The following is a 13490-nucleotide window of genomic DNA, read 5'->3' on the forward strand; positions in this document are numbered from 1 at the left end:
GGGGGATCCCCCGGGGGGAGGAGGCGCCGGAACCACTCTCCGGAGGGAGGCGGCCGGGGGCGGCGGGCCGGGAGACTGGTGGTCGGCGAGAGGAGGCCGCGGTGAAGCGGTTCGTGGGGGCGGCGGCGGTCGTGGGGCTGCTGGCGGTCGGGGCGGTCGGGTGCGGGCCGTGGGACGAGCAGCGCAAGACGGTGTCGTACGAGGTGCCCGGGCAGGTCACCGCGTTGGAGGTGACCGGGGAGGTCGGCGGGATCGAGGTGCGGGCCGGGGACGGGCCGGTGCAGGTGGTGGAGAAGCGCACCTGGCAGGACGAGGAGCCGCGGGCCGACCACGAGCTGAGCGGCGGGGTGCTGAAGCTGACGTACTCCTGCTCGCAGTGCGGGATCGGCTACCAGGTGCGGGTGCCGGCCGGGACGGTGCTGCGGCTGAAGGAGACCACCGGCGGCATCACGCTGCGCGACCTGGCGGGCGACGTCGAGGCGCGGACCGTCACCGGCGGCGTGGAGGCGACCGGGCTGCGCGGTGCGAACGTCACGCTGGAGGCCGTGACGGGCGGCGTCAGCGCCCGGTTCGCGGCGGCGCCGACCCGGGCCGAACTGCGCACCGGGACCGGCGGGGTGGAGCTGACGGTACCCGCCGGCGAGGCGTACACGGTGGACGCGCACGCCTCGGCCGGCGGCACCGAGGTGAGCGTCCCCTCGCAGGCCGGGGCCGGGCACGCGCTGGTCGCCCGGGCGGACACCGGCGGCGTGAAGGTCGCCACCGGCTGATCGCCAACTGTCGGTGCCGGGACGTAGATTGAGGGTGTCGGACGGAGGGCGCAGGCCCCGCCGGCACCCCTCCCGAACTCCGTGCCCGAAAGGGGCGTCGGCCATGTCCGCCACCGTTTCCGCCGACCCGCAGGTGACCTACCTGGAGCTCTCCGAGGACGAGGGGAGCGCCCACAAGTTCTACGAAGTCACGGTCGAGGAAGCCGAGTTGACCATCCGCTACGGCCGGATCGGCGAGCCGGGCACCACCAGGACCACGGTCTGCGCGAGCGCCGAGAAGGCCGCCGCGCAGGCCGCCCGGAAGATCGGCGAGAAGGTCCGCAAGGGCTACGCCCCGGCCGTGCGGGGCGTGCGCCAGCGCCGGTCGGTGACCCGCCGGCAGATCACCTCGACCCGCTCCACCGCCCGCCAGGCCCCGCTGCTGTGGCGCTTCCGCTCCGGCTCGCCCGCGTTCGGGGTGTACGTCGGAGAGGAGCACGCCTGGGTCGGTAACGAGCAGGGCGACGTCTACACGCTCACCACGGACGGCCGGGTCACCGGCCGGTTCGGCCTGCCCGACGGCGTCAAGTGCATCGTCGCCGACGACTGGTGGATCTACGCGGGCTGCGACGACGGCAAGGTGTACGACCTCGGCGGGAAGGTGCCGCGGGTGGCGTACGAGATCGCCCAGGACGTGGACATCTACTGGCTGGACATCCACGACGGCGTGCTCGGCGTCGCCGACGAGCGCGGCGGGCTGACCACCGTCGACCACGAGGACGAGTTCCAGTGGCGGCGCAACGCCCAGGGCTCCTCCGGCTGGATGGTGCGCTGCGACGCCGAGTCGGTCTACCACGGCTGGTCGGCGGGCGTGGCCCGGTACGCCAAGCGCGGCGGCGACCAGCTCTGGCACACCCGCACCAGGGGCGCGGTGCTGTTCGGCTGGCAGGAGCGGGACGAGGTGTTCGCCGGCACCTCGCAGGGCTGGGTGCACCGGCTGCGCAAGGCCGACGGCGCGGAGGTCGCCGCGTACAGGTGCGACGCCTCGGTGTTCTCCTGCGCGGCCTCCCCGGACGGGGAGTTCGTGTTCGCGGGCGACAACCACTCGTCCGTCTACTGCTTCGCCGCCGACGGCACCCGGCTGTGGAAGCTGGGCACCGGCTGCGGCTCGGCGTACAGCATGCAGTACCGCGACGGGCGGCTGTACCTGGTCACCACCGACGGCTCGCTGGCCTGCCTGGACGCCTCCCAGGGCGCCGTGCGGGCCGCCGAGCAGGGCACCCTGCCGGCCACCGCCGAGGTGAGCGGCGCGGGCGTCGAGCGGGTCGCGGCCGGCGCCGAGCTGGAGACCGTCAGCGCCGGCGCGGTGGCCTCCGGGTCCGGCGTCGAGGTGGAGTGCGTGGCCGAGGGCGGCCGGCTGCGGGTCCGGGTGGTCACGCCCGGCTACGACGCGGCGCTGCGGGTGCAGTTCCCCAAGGACGTCCGGGTCGCCGGGGCGCGGTACCTGGTCGCCGAGGTGCGCCGGTCCGAGTCCGGCGGGTTCTACCGCGCCCGCGGGGAGATCAAGCGACTGCTGTGACGTCCCCGGGCGATCGCCCGGGGCGCCCCCCGGCGTTCCGCGGCCGGGAGGCGCGCGCGGCGGCCGGCCGACGATGCGGGAGGATGCGCGGCATGGGGACGCGGGGGACGTGGGGGACGTGGGGGAAGCGGACGGACGGGCTGCTGGCCTGGGGGCGGGCCCGGCCCTGGGCGGTGGACGGGCCGCTGCTGGCGCTCGCCGTCGGCGTCTCGCTCTGGGGGGTGTACACCGACGGGCACCCGGCCGAACGGCAGTGGTGGGCCTACGCGCTGGCGCTGGCCGGGTCGCTGCCGCTGTGGTGGCGCCGCCGCGCCCCGTGGGCGGTGCTGCTGGCCTGCGCGGTGCCCACCTGCACGCTGTCGGTGCTCGCGCACTTCGCGATGCCGCAGATCCAGGTCGCCATGGCGGTCGCCGTCTACACCGTCGCCGACCGCGGCCGGGACTGGCAGCGCGCCGCGCTGCTGGCCTTCACGGTGGTCGGCAACGTGGTCGGCACCCGCTCCTTCGGCGGCATGCTGTTCAGCCTGGTGGTGGCGGTCGGCAGCTTCGTGCTCGGCTCGCTGGTGCGGGAGCTGCGCCGACTGGCCGGCGTCGAGGCCGAACGGGCCCGGCAGGCCGGGCTGCGGGCCGCCAGCGACGCCGCCCGCGCGGTCGCCGAGGAGCGCGCCCGGATCGCCCGCGAGATGCACGACATCCTGGCCCACGCGGTCTCGCTGATGGTCGTGCAGGCCGAGGCCGGGCCGCTGGTGGTGCGCGGCGACCCCGACCGGGCGGTCCGCGCGTTCGACGCCATCGCCGACTCCGGGCGCGACGCGATGGTCCAGCTCCGGCGCTCGCTGGGCGTGCTGAAGGAGGGCGGCGCGGCGCCCGCGCTCGCCCCGCAGCCCCGGCTGGCCGAGCTCGCGGACGTGCTGCAGCGGGTCCGCGACTCCGGGGTGGCGGTCGACGCCGAGATCGAGGAGGCCGGGCCGGCCGAGGTGCAGGCGGCGGCCTTCCGGATCGTCCAGGAGGCGCTCACCAACGTGGTCAAGCACGCCGGCGCCCGGCGGGTCGGCGTCCGGGTCGCGGTCCGCGACGGGGCGCTGCTGGCGGTCGAGGTGGTCGACGACGGCGCGGGCGCGGGGGCGGGGGCGGCGGCCGGGGTCGACGGGCGCTCCGGCGGGCGCGGCCTGCTCTCCATCCGGGAGCGGGCGGCGGCCTGCGGCGGCAGCGCCGAGACCGGGCCCCGACCCGACGGGCCCGGCTACCTGGTGGCCGCCGTGCTGCCGCTCGACGCCTGAGAGCTGCCGCTCGACGGCTGAGAGCTGTCGATCAACACCTGAGAGAGGGACGGAAGTTGACCATACGCGTGGTGATCGCCGACGACCAGGAACTGGTCCGGGCCGGGTTCGGCATGATCCTCGACGCCCAGCCCGACATCGAGGTCGTCGCCGAGGCCGGCGACGGGCGGCAGGCCGTGGAGGCCGTCCGCGCGCACGCCCCCGACGTCCTGCTGCTGGACGTCCGGATGCCCGTCATGGACGGCCTGGAGGCCGCCCGCCGGGTCTGCGCCGAGCACCCCGGCTGCCGGGTCATCATGCTCACCACCTTCGACGTCGACGACTACGTCTTCGACGCGCTGTACGCCGGGGCCAGCGGCTTCCTGCTCAAGGACGTCCGCCGCGACGACCTCGCCCACGCCGTCCGGGTCGTCCACTCCGGCGAGGCGCTGCTCGCCCCGTCCGTCACCCGCCGGGTGATCGGCGAGGTCACCGCCCGCAAGACCGGCGCCGCCCCGGCCGTCGCCCGGCCGCTGCGGCGCCTGCTGGAGTCGCTCACCGCCCGGGAGTCGGAGACCCTGCGGCTGGTCGCCCGGGGCATGTCCAACGCCGAGATCGCCGCCGAACTGGTGGTCAGCGAGCACACCGTGAAGACCCACGTCAGCAACCTGCTGCAGAAGCTCGGCCTGCGCGACCGCGTCCACGCGGTGGTCTTCGCGTACGAGGCGGGGGCGGTCACGGCGGGGGAGTGAGACCCGTCCGCCGCCGTGCCGCGCTCCCCCGGGGGAGGGAGGCCCGGGCATCGCCGTCGCGGGGGAGGCGCGGCGGCGGCCGCCACGGGAGGGTGAGGGGTGTCAGGAAGGCACTCTCACAAGGGGGTTGGGACGATGGTGACGGGACGTCGGGCGCTGGGCTGGGCGGCGGGACTGCTGGCGGTGTACGGGCTGGTGCGGCTGCTGCCGGGCTCGCGCGGGGTGGGCGCCGGCTGGACGGTGGGGCACCTGGCGCTGTTCGCCGGGCTGGCGCTGCTGGGCGCGGGGCTGCCGGAGCTGTGGCGGCTGGGCGGCCGGGACGGGGCGTGGGGCCGGGCCTGGCTCGGCCTCGGCTGGGCCGGGGTGGCGGCCGGCCTGGCGCAGGCCGGGATCGACCTGTACGCGAACGCCGTCTCGGCCGACCGGGCGGCCCGCTCGGCGCTGTTCGACCGGGTGCAGTCGGTGCCGGGCGTGCTGCCGCTGGTGTACACCGTCGTCCCGCTGCTGCTGTACGTCGGCCTGCTCGGGCTGCTGGCCCGCCTGGCGCTCCGCCGGACCGTCCCGTGGTGGAGCCCGGCGCTGGTGCTGCTGGGCACCCTGGCGGCGGGCGCGTCGCTGGACTTCCTGGCGCTCACCGCGGCGCTCTACCTGCTGGCGTTCCGGCCGGTGATAACCGGTGGCCGCGGCGGGCCGCGGGCCGTACCGTCCGGGGCATGAACGGGAAGCGGCCGCTGGTGGCGGTCTTGACGGGGGCGGGCATCTCCACGGACTCGGGCATCCCCGACTACCGGGGCCCGCAGGGCCTCTGGCAGCGGGACCCGAGCGCGCAGGAGCTGGTCACGATCGGCCCGTACCTGGCGAGCACCGAGGTGCGGCGCCGGGCCTGGCTGATGCGGCGGGACGCGGGCGCGATCGGCGCCCGGCCGAACGCCGGGCACCGGGCGCTGGCGGACCTGGAGCGGGCGGGCGTCCCGGTGCGGGTGCTCACCCAGAACGTGGACGGGCTGCACCAGGCGGCCGGCGTCTCCCCGCGCAAGGTGCTCGAACTGCACGGCACGGCCACCGGGGTGCGCTGCGCGGGCTGCGGGGAGTCCGGCCCGATGGCGGCGGCCCTGGCGCGGGTCGCCGCCGGCGAGGACGACCCGGCGTGCGCGCGCTGCGGCGGGGTGCTGCGGCCGTGCACCGTGATGTTCGGCGAGCCGCTGGACGAGCGGGTGCTGGAGCAGGCGGACGCGATCGCCCGGAACTGCCAGGTGTTCCTGGCGGTCGGCAGCTCGCTCCAGGTGCACCCGGCGGCGCTGCTGCCGCGGATCGCGCTGGAGCACGGCGCGCGGCTGATCGTGGTCAACGGCGAGCCCACGCCGTACGACGCGGAGGCGCACGAGGTGGTCCGCACGCCGATCTCGACCGCGCTGCCCGCGCTGGTGGCCCGCCTGGTGGACGGCGACCTGTCCGGGCGCTGAGCCGCCGCCCGGGGCGCCCGGCCCGCCGCGCGGCGGGCCGGGGCCCGTAGCATGGCGGCCCGACGAGCAGGGAGGACCCCGTGGACCCCGTGGACCCCGTGGACCCCGTGGCGGTCGACGCCTTCGACCCGTGGTCGGCCGCGTTCGTGGCGCACCCCTACCCGGCGTACGCCGCGCTGCGCGAGCGGGCGCCCGTCCACCACTACGAACCGACCGGCCAGTGGCTGGTCTCCCGGCACGCCGACGTCAACGCGCTGCTGCGGGACCGGCGGCTCGGCCGCACCCACACGCACCGGTTCACCCACGAGGAGTTCGGGCGGCCCGCGCCGGACCCCGCCCACGAGCCGTTCCACACCCTCAACGACCACGGGCTGCTGGACCTGGAGGGCCCCGACCACGCCCGGATCCGCCGCCTGGTCACCAAGGTCTTCACCCCGCGCACGGTCGAGTCGCTGCGCCCCGCCGTCCGCAGACTGGCCGGCGAACTCGTCGACGGCCTGCTCGCCGAGGGCGGCGGCGACCTGATCGCCCGGGTCGCCGAACCGCTGCCGGTCGCGGTGATCGCCGAGCTGCTGGGCGTCCCCGAGCCGGACCGGCACCTGCTGCGCCCCTGGTCCGCCGACATCACCGGCATGTTCGAATTCCACCCGAGCGCGGAGACGGCCCGCCGCGCCGTCACCGCCAGCATCGAATTCTCTTCCTACCTGAGGGAGTTGATCCGCCGCCGGCGCGCCGACCCGGGCCCCGACCTGATCAGCGCGCTGGCCCTGGCCGCCGAGGACGGGCAGTCGCTCAGCGAGCAGGAGGTGGTCTCCACCTGCGTGCTGCTGCTCAACGCCGGCCACGAGGCCACCGTCAACACCACCGGCAACGGCTGGCTCGCCCTGTTCCGCAACCCCGGCGAACTCGCCCGGCTGCGCGGCGCGGTGGACGCACTGCTGCCCACCGCCGTCGAGGAGCTGATGCGCTACGACACCCCGCTGCAGATGTTCGAACGCTGGGTGCTGGACGACATCGAGGTGGCCGGCACGCACATCCCGCGCGGCGCCGAGGTCGCCCTGCTGTTCGGCTCCGCCAACCACGACCCCGAGCGCTTCACCGACCCCGGACGGCTCGACCTCGGCCGCACCGACAACCCGCACCTCAGCTTCGGCGCCGGAATCCACTTCTGCCTCGGCGCCCCGCTCGCCAGAATGGAACTCACCGAGTCCTACGGCGCACTGCTCCGCAAGGCCCCCGGGCTGACGCTGCGGCGCGAGCCCGACCGGCGCCCCGGCTACGTGATCCGCGGGCTGGAGGAACTGCTGGTCGAGGTCTGAGGGAGAACCCACGGTGCAGGAGGAACCCACGGTGCAGGGGAACGCGCGGTGAAGCGGGCGACCGGGGCGATGCTGGGGCTGGCGATCGGGGACGCGCTCGGCAAGCCCACCGAGTTCCTGGACCTGGACGAGATCGGGCGGATCAGCGCCGACTGGCGCCGCCTCCCGCTCCCGACGAAGGCCGCGGTCACCGACGACACCCAGATGACGCTCGCGCTGGCCCGCGCCCTGCGCGACGCCCTCGCCGAGGGCCCGCTCGTCCCGCCGCGCCTCGAACTCCCGCTGCGCGAGGAGTTCGTGGACTGGTGGCGCTCCCCGGACAACGACCGCGCCCCCGGCATGACCTGCCTGCGCTCCTGCTCCCGGCTCTCCACCGGCCGCCCCTGGCAGGACGCCAGTGACCTCGGCTCCAAGGGCTGCGGCGCGAACATGCGGGTCGCCCCGCTCGGCCTGGTCCGCGAACTGACCGACCGCCAGGTCGCCGGCGCCGCCCGGCTGCAGTCCGGCCTCACCCACGGCCACCCCACCGCGCTGGCCGCCAGCGAGCTCACCGCGTTCACCGTCCGCTGGCTCGTCCAGGGCGTCGAGCCGGCCGAACTCCCGGCCCGGCTGCGCGCCCACGCGCACCGGCAGCGCACCCGCTACGACGAGTTCTGGCTCGGCGACCTCGCCGCCCGGGACCACACCGGCACCCCGGAGCAGTTCACCGCCCGCGGCTGGGACGACTGCCTGGACGCCCTGGACCGGCTCGACGCCGCGCTCGCCGCCCCCGACCTCGACGCCGACCCGTGCGAGCGCACCGGCGCGGGCTGGATCGCCGAGGAGGCCCTCGCCACCGCCCTGCTCTGCTTCCTGCTGCTGCCCGACGACCCGGTCGCCGCCGTCCGCCGCGCCGCGGTCTCCTCCGGCGACTCCGACTCGCTCGCCTGCCTGGCCGGCGCCTTCGCCGGGGCCCGGCACGGCGCGGACGCCTGGCCGCGCGAGTGGACCGACCGGATCGAGTACCGCCGTGAACTGCTGGCCCTCGGCGCGCTCTGGGACTGAACCGCGGGCTCCCCGGCCGCCGCCGGGGAGCGGCTCGGGCTCAGCCGCGCGGCCGGAACCGCGCCCGCTCCGGCCCGCCCGTGGGGGCGGGGGCGGGTATGGCGGCGGGGGCGGGCGCGGCAACGGCGACGGGGGCGGGCCCGGCGGCGGGACCGGGCACCGTCGCGGGCCGCGGGTAGCGGGCGTCCAGGGCCGACCGGTCGCCGCCGGTGGCGGCGGCCGTGCCGGCGGTGACGAGGTCGTCGGCGACCTGGAGGACCACCGCGCGGCCCTCCACCAGGGCGCACCAGTCGGCGGGCAGGCCGGACCGCCCGTGCAGGGCGCCGACCAGGTTGCCGCAGACCGCGCCGGTGGAGTCGCTGTCGCCGGAGTGGTTGACCGACAGCACCAGGGCGGTGCGGGCGTCCGGCCCGGCCAGGGCCGCGTACACGGCCACGGCCAGGCACTCCTCGGCGATCCAGCCCAGCCCGACCCGCTCCACGGCCTCCGCCGTGCCCGGGCCCTCCGCGGCGATCCGGACGGCCCGGCGCAGCGCGTCGCCGGTCTCCGCGCCCAGCCGGTGCGCGTCCAGCCGGGCGAGCACCGCGTCCACGGCCGGGCGCAGCGGCGTCCCGGCGGCGACCCGGTCGACCAGGGCCGCGAACGCGCCCGCCGCGAGGTAGCCGGTGGGGTGGCCGTGGGTCAGCTGCGCGGCCACCGCGGCCTGCCGGAACGCCTCCTCCGGGCCCAGCCCGAGCAGCCCGAACGGGGCCGAGCGCATCACCGCCCCGCAGCCCTTGGAGCCCGGGTTGACCGGGCCGTCCTGGCCGAACGGGGCGGCCGGCCGGTAGGCGGCGGCCACCCCGGTGGTGCAGGCGTTGCCCGGGGCCCGGGAGGCGTACAGGAAGTCCTGGGCGGCCAGCCAGCCGTCGGGGTCGCGCCCCGGCCCGGGCAGCCGCTGGGTGAGGAACCAGCGCCGGTACGCGGCGTGCAGGTCCTCCGGGCGGCCGCCGCGCAGCAGGCCCTCCGCGGTGAACAGGGTCAGCTGGGTGTCGTCGGTGACCTGCCCGCCGAGCCCGGCGTCCGCCAGGTCGGTCAGGCCGTCCGGCCCGAACCGCTCCCGGATCCGCTCCAGCCGCTGGAACTCGATCGGCCAGCCCAGGGCGTCGCCCAGCGCGCCCCCGAGCAGCGCGCCGCGCACCCGGTCGGTGAAATCCATCGGTCCTCCCCCGCCACGGGGTGCCGCCGGCCGGTCAGCGCGCGATGCGCCCCGAACCGCGGTGCAGGGAAGCCCGGTCGGCGGCGGCCCGGCCCTCGACCCAGCCCTCGCCGTCGCTCACCCGCACCCGCTGCGACACCAGTTTGGGGAACATCTTGCCCACCGCGTCGTCGACGGCCTCCGCCCGGGCCGCCAGTACCGGCAGCAGGCCGCCGTCCGGGACGGCCGGCAGCGGCGCGCGGTCCGGGTCGGCGCCGTCCGGGTGCCCGGCCGCGCCCCCGGCCGTGCGCCCGGCCGCGACGTCCTCGCCGGCCTGCGCGGTGGCCCGCTCGGTGGCCTCGGCCAGCCGCTCCCGGATCCGGGCCGCGTACGCCACCAGGAAGGACTGCCGGAACGCCTTGGTCCGGGCCGCGCCGTCCCTGTGCTTGCGGCTGCCCGCCCGGTGCATCGCCGCCGTCGCCTGCACCAGCAGCGAGGTGTACAGCAGCTCCACCGCGTCCAGGTCGGCGTCGAAGCCGACCACCGTGCAGAACCCGAACTCCTTCGCCCACACCACCCGGCACCGGTTCGCCGCCGCCACCGCGTCCAGCAGCATCGTCTTGGGGCCCTCGTACGGGTTGTCCACCCCGATCCGGACCGCCGCCGGGTCGTCCGCCGACCGGCCGCCGCCCGCCGCCAGCAGCGCCTCGTCGATCGAGTGGCGGGCCATCAGCTCCTGCGCCTTCGCGGTCAGCGCCTCCGCCTCGTCCGGGAACCCGGTCGACTCGGCCTTCGCCAGCAGCGCCCGGATCCGCCCCAGCATCCGCGGCTCGTCCGCGCGCGGCGCGCCCGCCCGCGGGGCCGACCGCCCGGGCCCCGGACCCACCGGCTGCACCGGCGGCAGCAGCGCCCAGGCCCGCAGCAGCTCCAGCGCCGCCGTCGCCAGCGCGAACCGGTCCAGCCGGTGCCGGGCCGCGAACTCCGGCAGGTACGCCTCGTCGGACGGCCACCACGGGTGGGCGTCCAGCTCCCGCAACTGCTCGCGCCAGCGCCGGTCCAGCGCCGCCGCCGGGTGCCGCCGGCCCTCCGCCGCGATCAGGTCCACCGCCAGCGCGACCTGCACCGGGCCCAGCTCCCGCCGCGCCACCCGCACCAGGTCGGCCGGCTGCCACCCGGCCGCCCAGCAGCGGCCCACCGCCCGCTCGGCGGCCCCCAGCAGCGCCCGGCTCACCCCCGGCCACCGCTCCGCCGACGCCGCCAGCAGCGACGCCGCCCCGTCCACCACGTACTCCAGCCCCCCGGCCGACGCCCCCGCCACCCGGGCCACCGCCTCCGCCACCAGCTCGTCCACGGGCTGATCGGTGCTGGCCACGGCGGTTCCTGCTTCCTACGAGGGGGCGGGGGAGGGGGAGGGGGACGCCCTCCATGATGCCGGAGCCGATGCCGCAGCCGATGCCGCAGCCGATGCCGCGGCCCGGCGGGCCGTCACCGCTCGATCACCCGGGCGAGGATCTCCGGCGCCCGCTCCACCAGCCGCCCCGAGGCCAGCCGGACGCCCAGCAGGGCCAGGCCCGCCCCGTACAGCACGCCCACCGGCAGCACCGGCCAGGCCGGGTGGTGGCCGTGCAGCAGGAGGGCGAGCAGCGTGCCGAGCGGCAGGCAGAGCACCGCCACGCCGACCATCGAGCCGAAGGCGTTGAGCAGCACCGCGCCGTTCTGGCCGGGCGCCGCGTTGCGCATCGGGTTGCCGTCGGCGGGCAGCGCGTACGGGGCGCGGACGCTGATCACGCAGCCCAGGCCGATCGCGGTGCCGAGCACGGCCAGCGCCAGCCCGAGCGCCGGGGCCAGGCCGCGCCAGTCGCCGGTGAGGGCGGCCACCGGCGGACCGAACAGCAGCAGCACCGGCACCGCGTACGCCAGGACCGCCAGCGCCCGGCCGCGCAGCTCGTCCCGGGCGTCCCGCCGGGTGGCGAGGGTGGCGGCGATCATCCAGAAGCCGGAGCCGTCCGCGCCGAACAGGTTGCCGGCCTGCAGGCCGAGCATCAGCCCGCCGATCGCGATCACGTACACCGAGCCCCAGCCCTGCACCACCGACAGGACCGAGAAGACCGCCGTCATCCCGATGCCGGTGAACACCGCGGCCTTCGCCCGCGGCTCCCGCCAGGCGTACCGCAGCTGCCGCTGGGCGACCGCGCCGACCCGGCCGGGGGGCAGCAGCCGCCACCGGCCCGCCGTCCGGGCCGAGGCGGCGGGCGAGCGCTCCAGCAGGGTCGAGGAGTCGCCGCTGACCATCAGCTCCCGCAGGCTCCGCAGCCACCAGCGCAGCAGCCCGGCCAGCAGGGCCGCGGTCAGCAGCAGCTGCCCGGCCGCGACCGGGTAGGCGCCCTCCCCGGCCGAGCGCACCGCGTCGACCGCCGCGACCGGCGGGAGCCACCGCACCACCGAGGCGTACGGGTGCAGCACCGACAGGTCGACGCCCGGGCCGGAGCCATTCAGCGAGCTCTGCAGGGCGAGGTTGCCGCCCTGCGCCAGCACCGCGAACAGCAGGCCGCCGAAGACGGCGAAGTCCTTGCCGCGCCGGCTGGACAGCATCCGGGCGTTGGCCGCCCCGACCGCCCGGATCAGCGCGACCAGCACCAGCAGGGTCAGCGGCACCGCGAGCACCGCCACCGCCGCCGAGGCCGCGCCCCGCCCGGCCGCCGCCGCGGCGCCGGCCAGCAGCAGCAGGCTGACCAGCGGCCCCGGCCCGACCAGGCCGCCCAGCAGGGTGCCGCGCAGCAGCACGGCCGGCCGCAGCGGCAGCATGGTCAGCCGGGTCGGGTCGGCGCTCTCGTCGCTGGAGAAGAAGAAGAGCGGCATCGCCGCCCAGGACGCCGTCAGCCCGGCGACCAGCACCGCGGCCGCGTCGGCCGCCCCCGCCCGGCCGTGCAGCACGGCCAGCCCGGCGGCGCCGCCCAGCCCGAACAGCAGCCCGACGACCAGGCCGAGGACGTACCCGGCGGCCAGCCCGGGCGTGCGCCGCAGCCCGTTGCGCAGCAGCCGGAGCTTGAGCCCGACGAGGGCCCGGACGGCGGCGCGGTCCCCGGCGGTGGTGGCGGCGGTGGCGGCGGTGGCGTCGGCGCTCACCGGTGGCCCCCGCCCAGCCAGTCGAGCGCCGGCCCGTCGTCCTCGCGGACGCCGACCAGCCCGAGGAACGCCTGGTGCAGCGACGTCCCGCCGCGCACCACGTCCAGCGGCCCGGCGGCGACCACCCGCCCGGCGTTCACCACCGCGACCCAGTCGCACAGCGACTCGACCAGCTCCATCACGTGGCTGGAGAACACCACCGTCGACCCGGAGACGGCGTACCGGGTGAGCACGCCGCGGATGGTCTGCGCGGAGACCGGGTCGACGCCCTCGAACGGCTCGTCCAGGAACAGCACGTCCGGGTTGTGCAGCAGCGCGGCGGCCAGGCCGATCTTCTTGCGCATGCCGGTGGAGTAGTCGGCCACCAGCTTGTCGGCGGCGCCGGTCAGGTCGAGCACCGCCAGCAGCTCCTCGGCCCGCCGGTCGGTCTCCGGGCCGTCCAGCCCGCGCAGCCGGCCGTTGAACCGCAGCAGCTCGCGCCCGCTGAGCCGCTCGAACATCCGCAGCCCCTCCGGCAGGATGCCGATCCGGGCCTTCACCGCGACCGGGTCCCGCCACACGTCCGCGCCGTGCACCAGCACCGTGCCCCGGTCGGGCCGCAGCAGCCCGGTGACCATCGACAGCGTGGTGGTCTTGCCGGCCCCGTTCGGGCCGACCAGGCCGATGAAGGACCCGGCGGGCAGGTCGAGGCTCAGCCCGGCGACGGCGGTCTGGGCGCCGAAGCGCTTCCACAGGTCGCGGATCGAGACGGCGGGCGGCGGGGTGGTCGCCTCCATGGCGGGTGGCCTCCTGGTCGAGGTCGGTCCGGACGGGTCCTGCGGTCCGGACGGATTTTTTTCCGACGCGTTCCGGCCGGGCACCCGGCCGGGCGGGGCGACGGCCGGGGGCGGGCCTGACGTGACCCTACGGCCGTTCCCCCACCCGCACATCCCCCGTTCGGCGGTACGCCGTCCCTTCTCCCGCCGGGACCGGCAACTACCCGGGCCCTCCGTTCGTCCTGCATGCTGGGAGCGCACGCGCAG

Annotated in this window: 12 protein-coding genes; 8 read left to right on the top strand and 4 right to left on the bottom strand. The window is 77.1% G+C overall.

Annotated elements, in window-relative coordinates; genetic code table 11:
- Positions 1 to 101: 101 nt before the first annotated feature.
- The 8 genes from K353_RS19670 (at position 102) to K353_RS19705 (ending at position 8165) form a co-directional block, all read left to right on the top strand.
- Positions 102 to 770: a hypothetical protein gene (locus K353_RS19670; protein WP_111554900.1), complete on the top strand. Its 669-nt coding sequence runs from the start codon at positions 102 to 104 to the stop codon at positions 768 to 770.
- Positions 771 to 873: 103 nt separating this feature from the next.
- A complete protein-coding gene (locus K353_RS19675) occupies positions 874 to 2328 on the top strand; it encodes a WGR domain-containing protein (RefSeq protein ID WP_111554901.1) in 1455 nt (484 codons plus the stop codon).
- Between the two features lie 92 nt (positions 2329 to 2420).
- Positions 2421 to 3608, top strand: coding sequence for a sensor histidine kinase (locus tag K353_RS19680; protein WP_111554902.1), 1188 nt, complete (start codon positions 2421 to 2423; stop codon positions 3606 to 3608).
- 56 nt (positions 3609 to 3664) lie between these two features.
- A complete protein-coding gene (locus tag K353_RS19685) occupies positions 3665 to 4339 on the top strand; it encodes a response regulator transcription factor (protein ID WP_111554903.1) in 675 nt (224 codons plus the stop codon).
- Positions 4340 to 4474: 135 nt separating this feature from the next.
- Complete coding sequence (locus tag K353_RS34425) at positions 4475 to 5056, top strand: hypothetical protein (RefSeq protein ID WP_111554904.1); 582 nt, start codon at positions 4475 to 4477, stop codon at positions 5054 to 5056.
- The gene (locus K353_RS19695) at positions 5053 to 5802 is read left to right on the top strand and encodes a Sir2 family NAD-dependent protein deacetylase (RefSeq protein ID WP_111554905.1); all 750 of its coding nucleotides are present in this window, start codon (positions 5053 to 5055) and stop codon (positions 5800 to 5802) included. The genes K353_RS34425 and K353_RS19695 overlap by 4 nt, the downstream gene beginning before the upstream one ends.
- Before the next feature lie 80 nt (positions 5803 to 5882).
- Positions 5883 to 7121, top strand: coding sequence for a cytochrome P450 (locus K353_RS19700; RefSeq protein ID WP_233533691.1), 1239 nt, complete (start codon positions 5883 to 5885; stop codon positions 7119 to 7121).
- Between the two features lie 69 nt (positions 7122 to 7190).
- The gene (locus tag K353_RS19705) at positions 7191 to 8165 is read left to right on the top strand and encodes an ADP-ribosylglycohydrolase family protein (protein ID WP_111554993.1); all 975 of its coding nucleotides are present in this window, start codon (positions 7191 to 7193) and stop codon (positions 8163 to 8165) included.
- Positions 8166 to 8205: 40 nt separating this feature from the next.
- Here K353_RS19705 and K353_RS19710 read toward each other — a convergent pair whose 3' ends face one another.
- The 4 genes from K353_RS19710 to K353_RS19725 all read right to left on the bottom strand — a co-directional run bounded on the left by K353_RS19710 (position 8206) and on the right by K353_RS19725 (position 13244).
- Positions 8206 to 9363, bottom strand: a complete 1158-nt coding sequence (locus K353_RS19710) for an ADP-ribosylglycohydrolase family protein (protein WP_111554906.1) — start codon at positions 9361 to 9363, stop codon at positions 8206 to 8208.
- Positions 9364 to 9397: 34 nt separating this feature from the next.
- On the bottom strand, positions 9398 to 10714 hold the full coding sequence (locus tag K353_RS19715) for a DUF2786 domain-containing protein (RefSeq protein ID WP_111554907.1): 1317 nt from the start codon (positions 10712 to 10714) through the stop codon (positions 9398 to 9400).
- Between the two features lie 113 nt (positions 10715 to 10827).
- Positions 10828 to 12468, bottom strand: coding sequence for a transporter (locus tag K353_RS19720; RefSeq protein ID WP_233533692.1), 1641 nt, complete (start codon positions 12466 to 12468; stop codon positions 10828 to 10830).
- A complete protein-coding gene (locus K353_RS19725; protein ID WP_111554908.1) occupies positions 12465 to 13244 on the bottom strand; it encodes an ABC transporter ATP-binding protein in 780 nt (259 codons plus the stop codon). The genes K353_RS19720 and K353_RS19725 overlap by 4 nt, the downstream gene beginning before the upstream one ends.
- Positions 13245 to 13490 lie beyond the last annotated feature (246 nt).

It is taken from the genome of Kitasatospora sp. SolWspMP-SS2h, from assembly GCF_003259315.1.
Lineage (GTDB): Bacteria > Actinomycetota > Actinomycetes > Streptomycetales > Streptomycetaceae > Kitasatospora > Kitasatospora fiedleri.

Bases quoted from the DNA above. Each gene is read 5' to 3' on its own strand.
- K353_RS19675 (WP_111554901.1), top strand. From the start codon at position 874: ATGTCCGCCACCGTTTCCGCCGACCCGCAGGTGACCTACCTGGAGCTC.
- K353_RS19680 (WP_111554902.1), top strand. From the start codon at position 2,421: ATGGGGACGCGGGGGACGTGGGGGACGTGGGGGAAGCGGACGGACGGG.
- K353_RS34425 (WP_111554904.1), top strand. From the start codon at position 4,475: ATGGTGACGGGACGTCGGGCGCTGGGCTGGGCGGCGGGACTGCTGGCG.
- K353_RS19695 (WP_111554905.1), top strand. From the start codon at position 5,053: ATGAACGGGAAGCGGCCGCTGGTGGCGGTCTTGACGGGGGCGGGCATC.
- K353_RS19705 (WP_111554993.1), top strand. From the start codon at position 7,191: ATGCTGGGGCTGGCGATCGGGGACGCGCTCGGCAAGCCCACCGAGTTC.
- K353_RS19710 (WP_111554906.1), bottom strand. From the start codon at position 9,363: ATGGATTTCACCGACCGGGTGCGCGGCGCGCTGCTCGGGGGCGCGCTG.
- K353_RS19725 (WP_111554908.1), bottom strand. From the start codon at position 13,244: ATGGAGGCGACCACCCCGCCGCCCGCCGTCTCGATCCGCGACCTGTGG.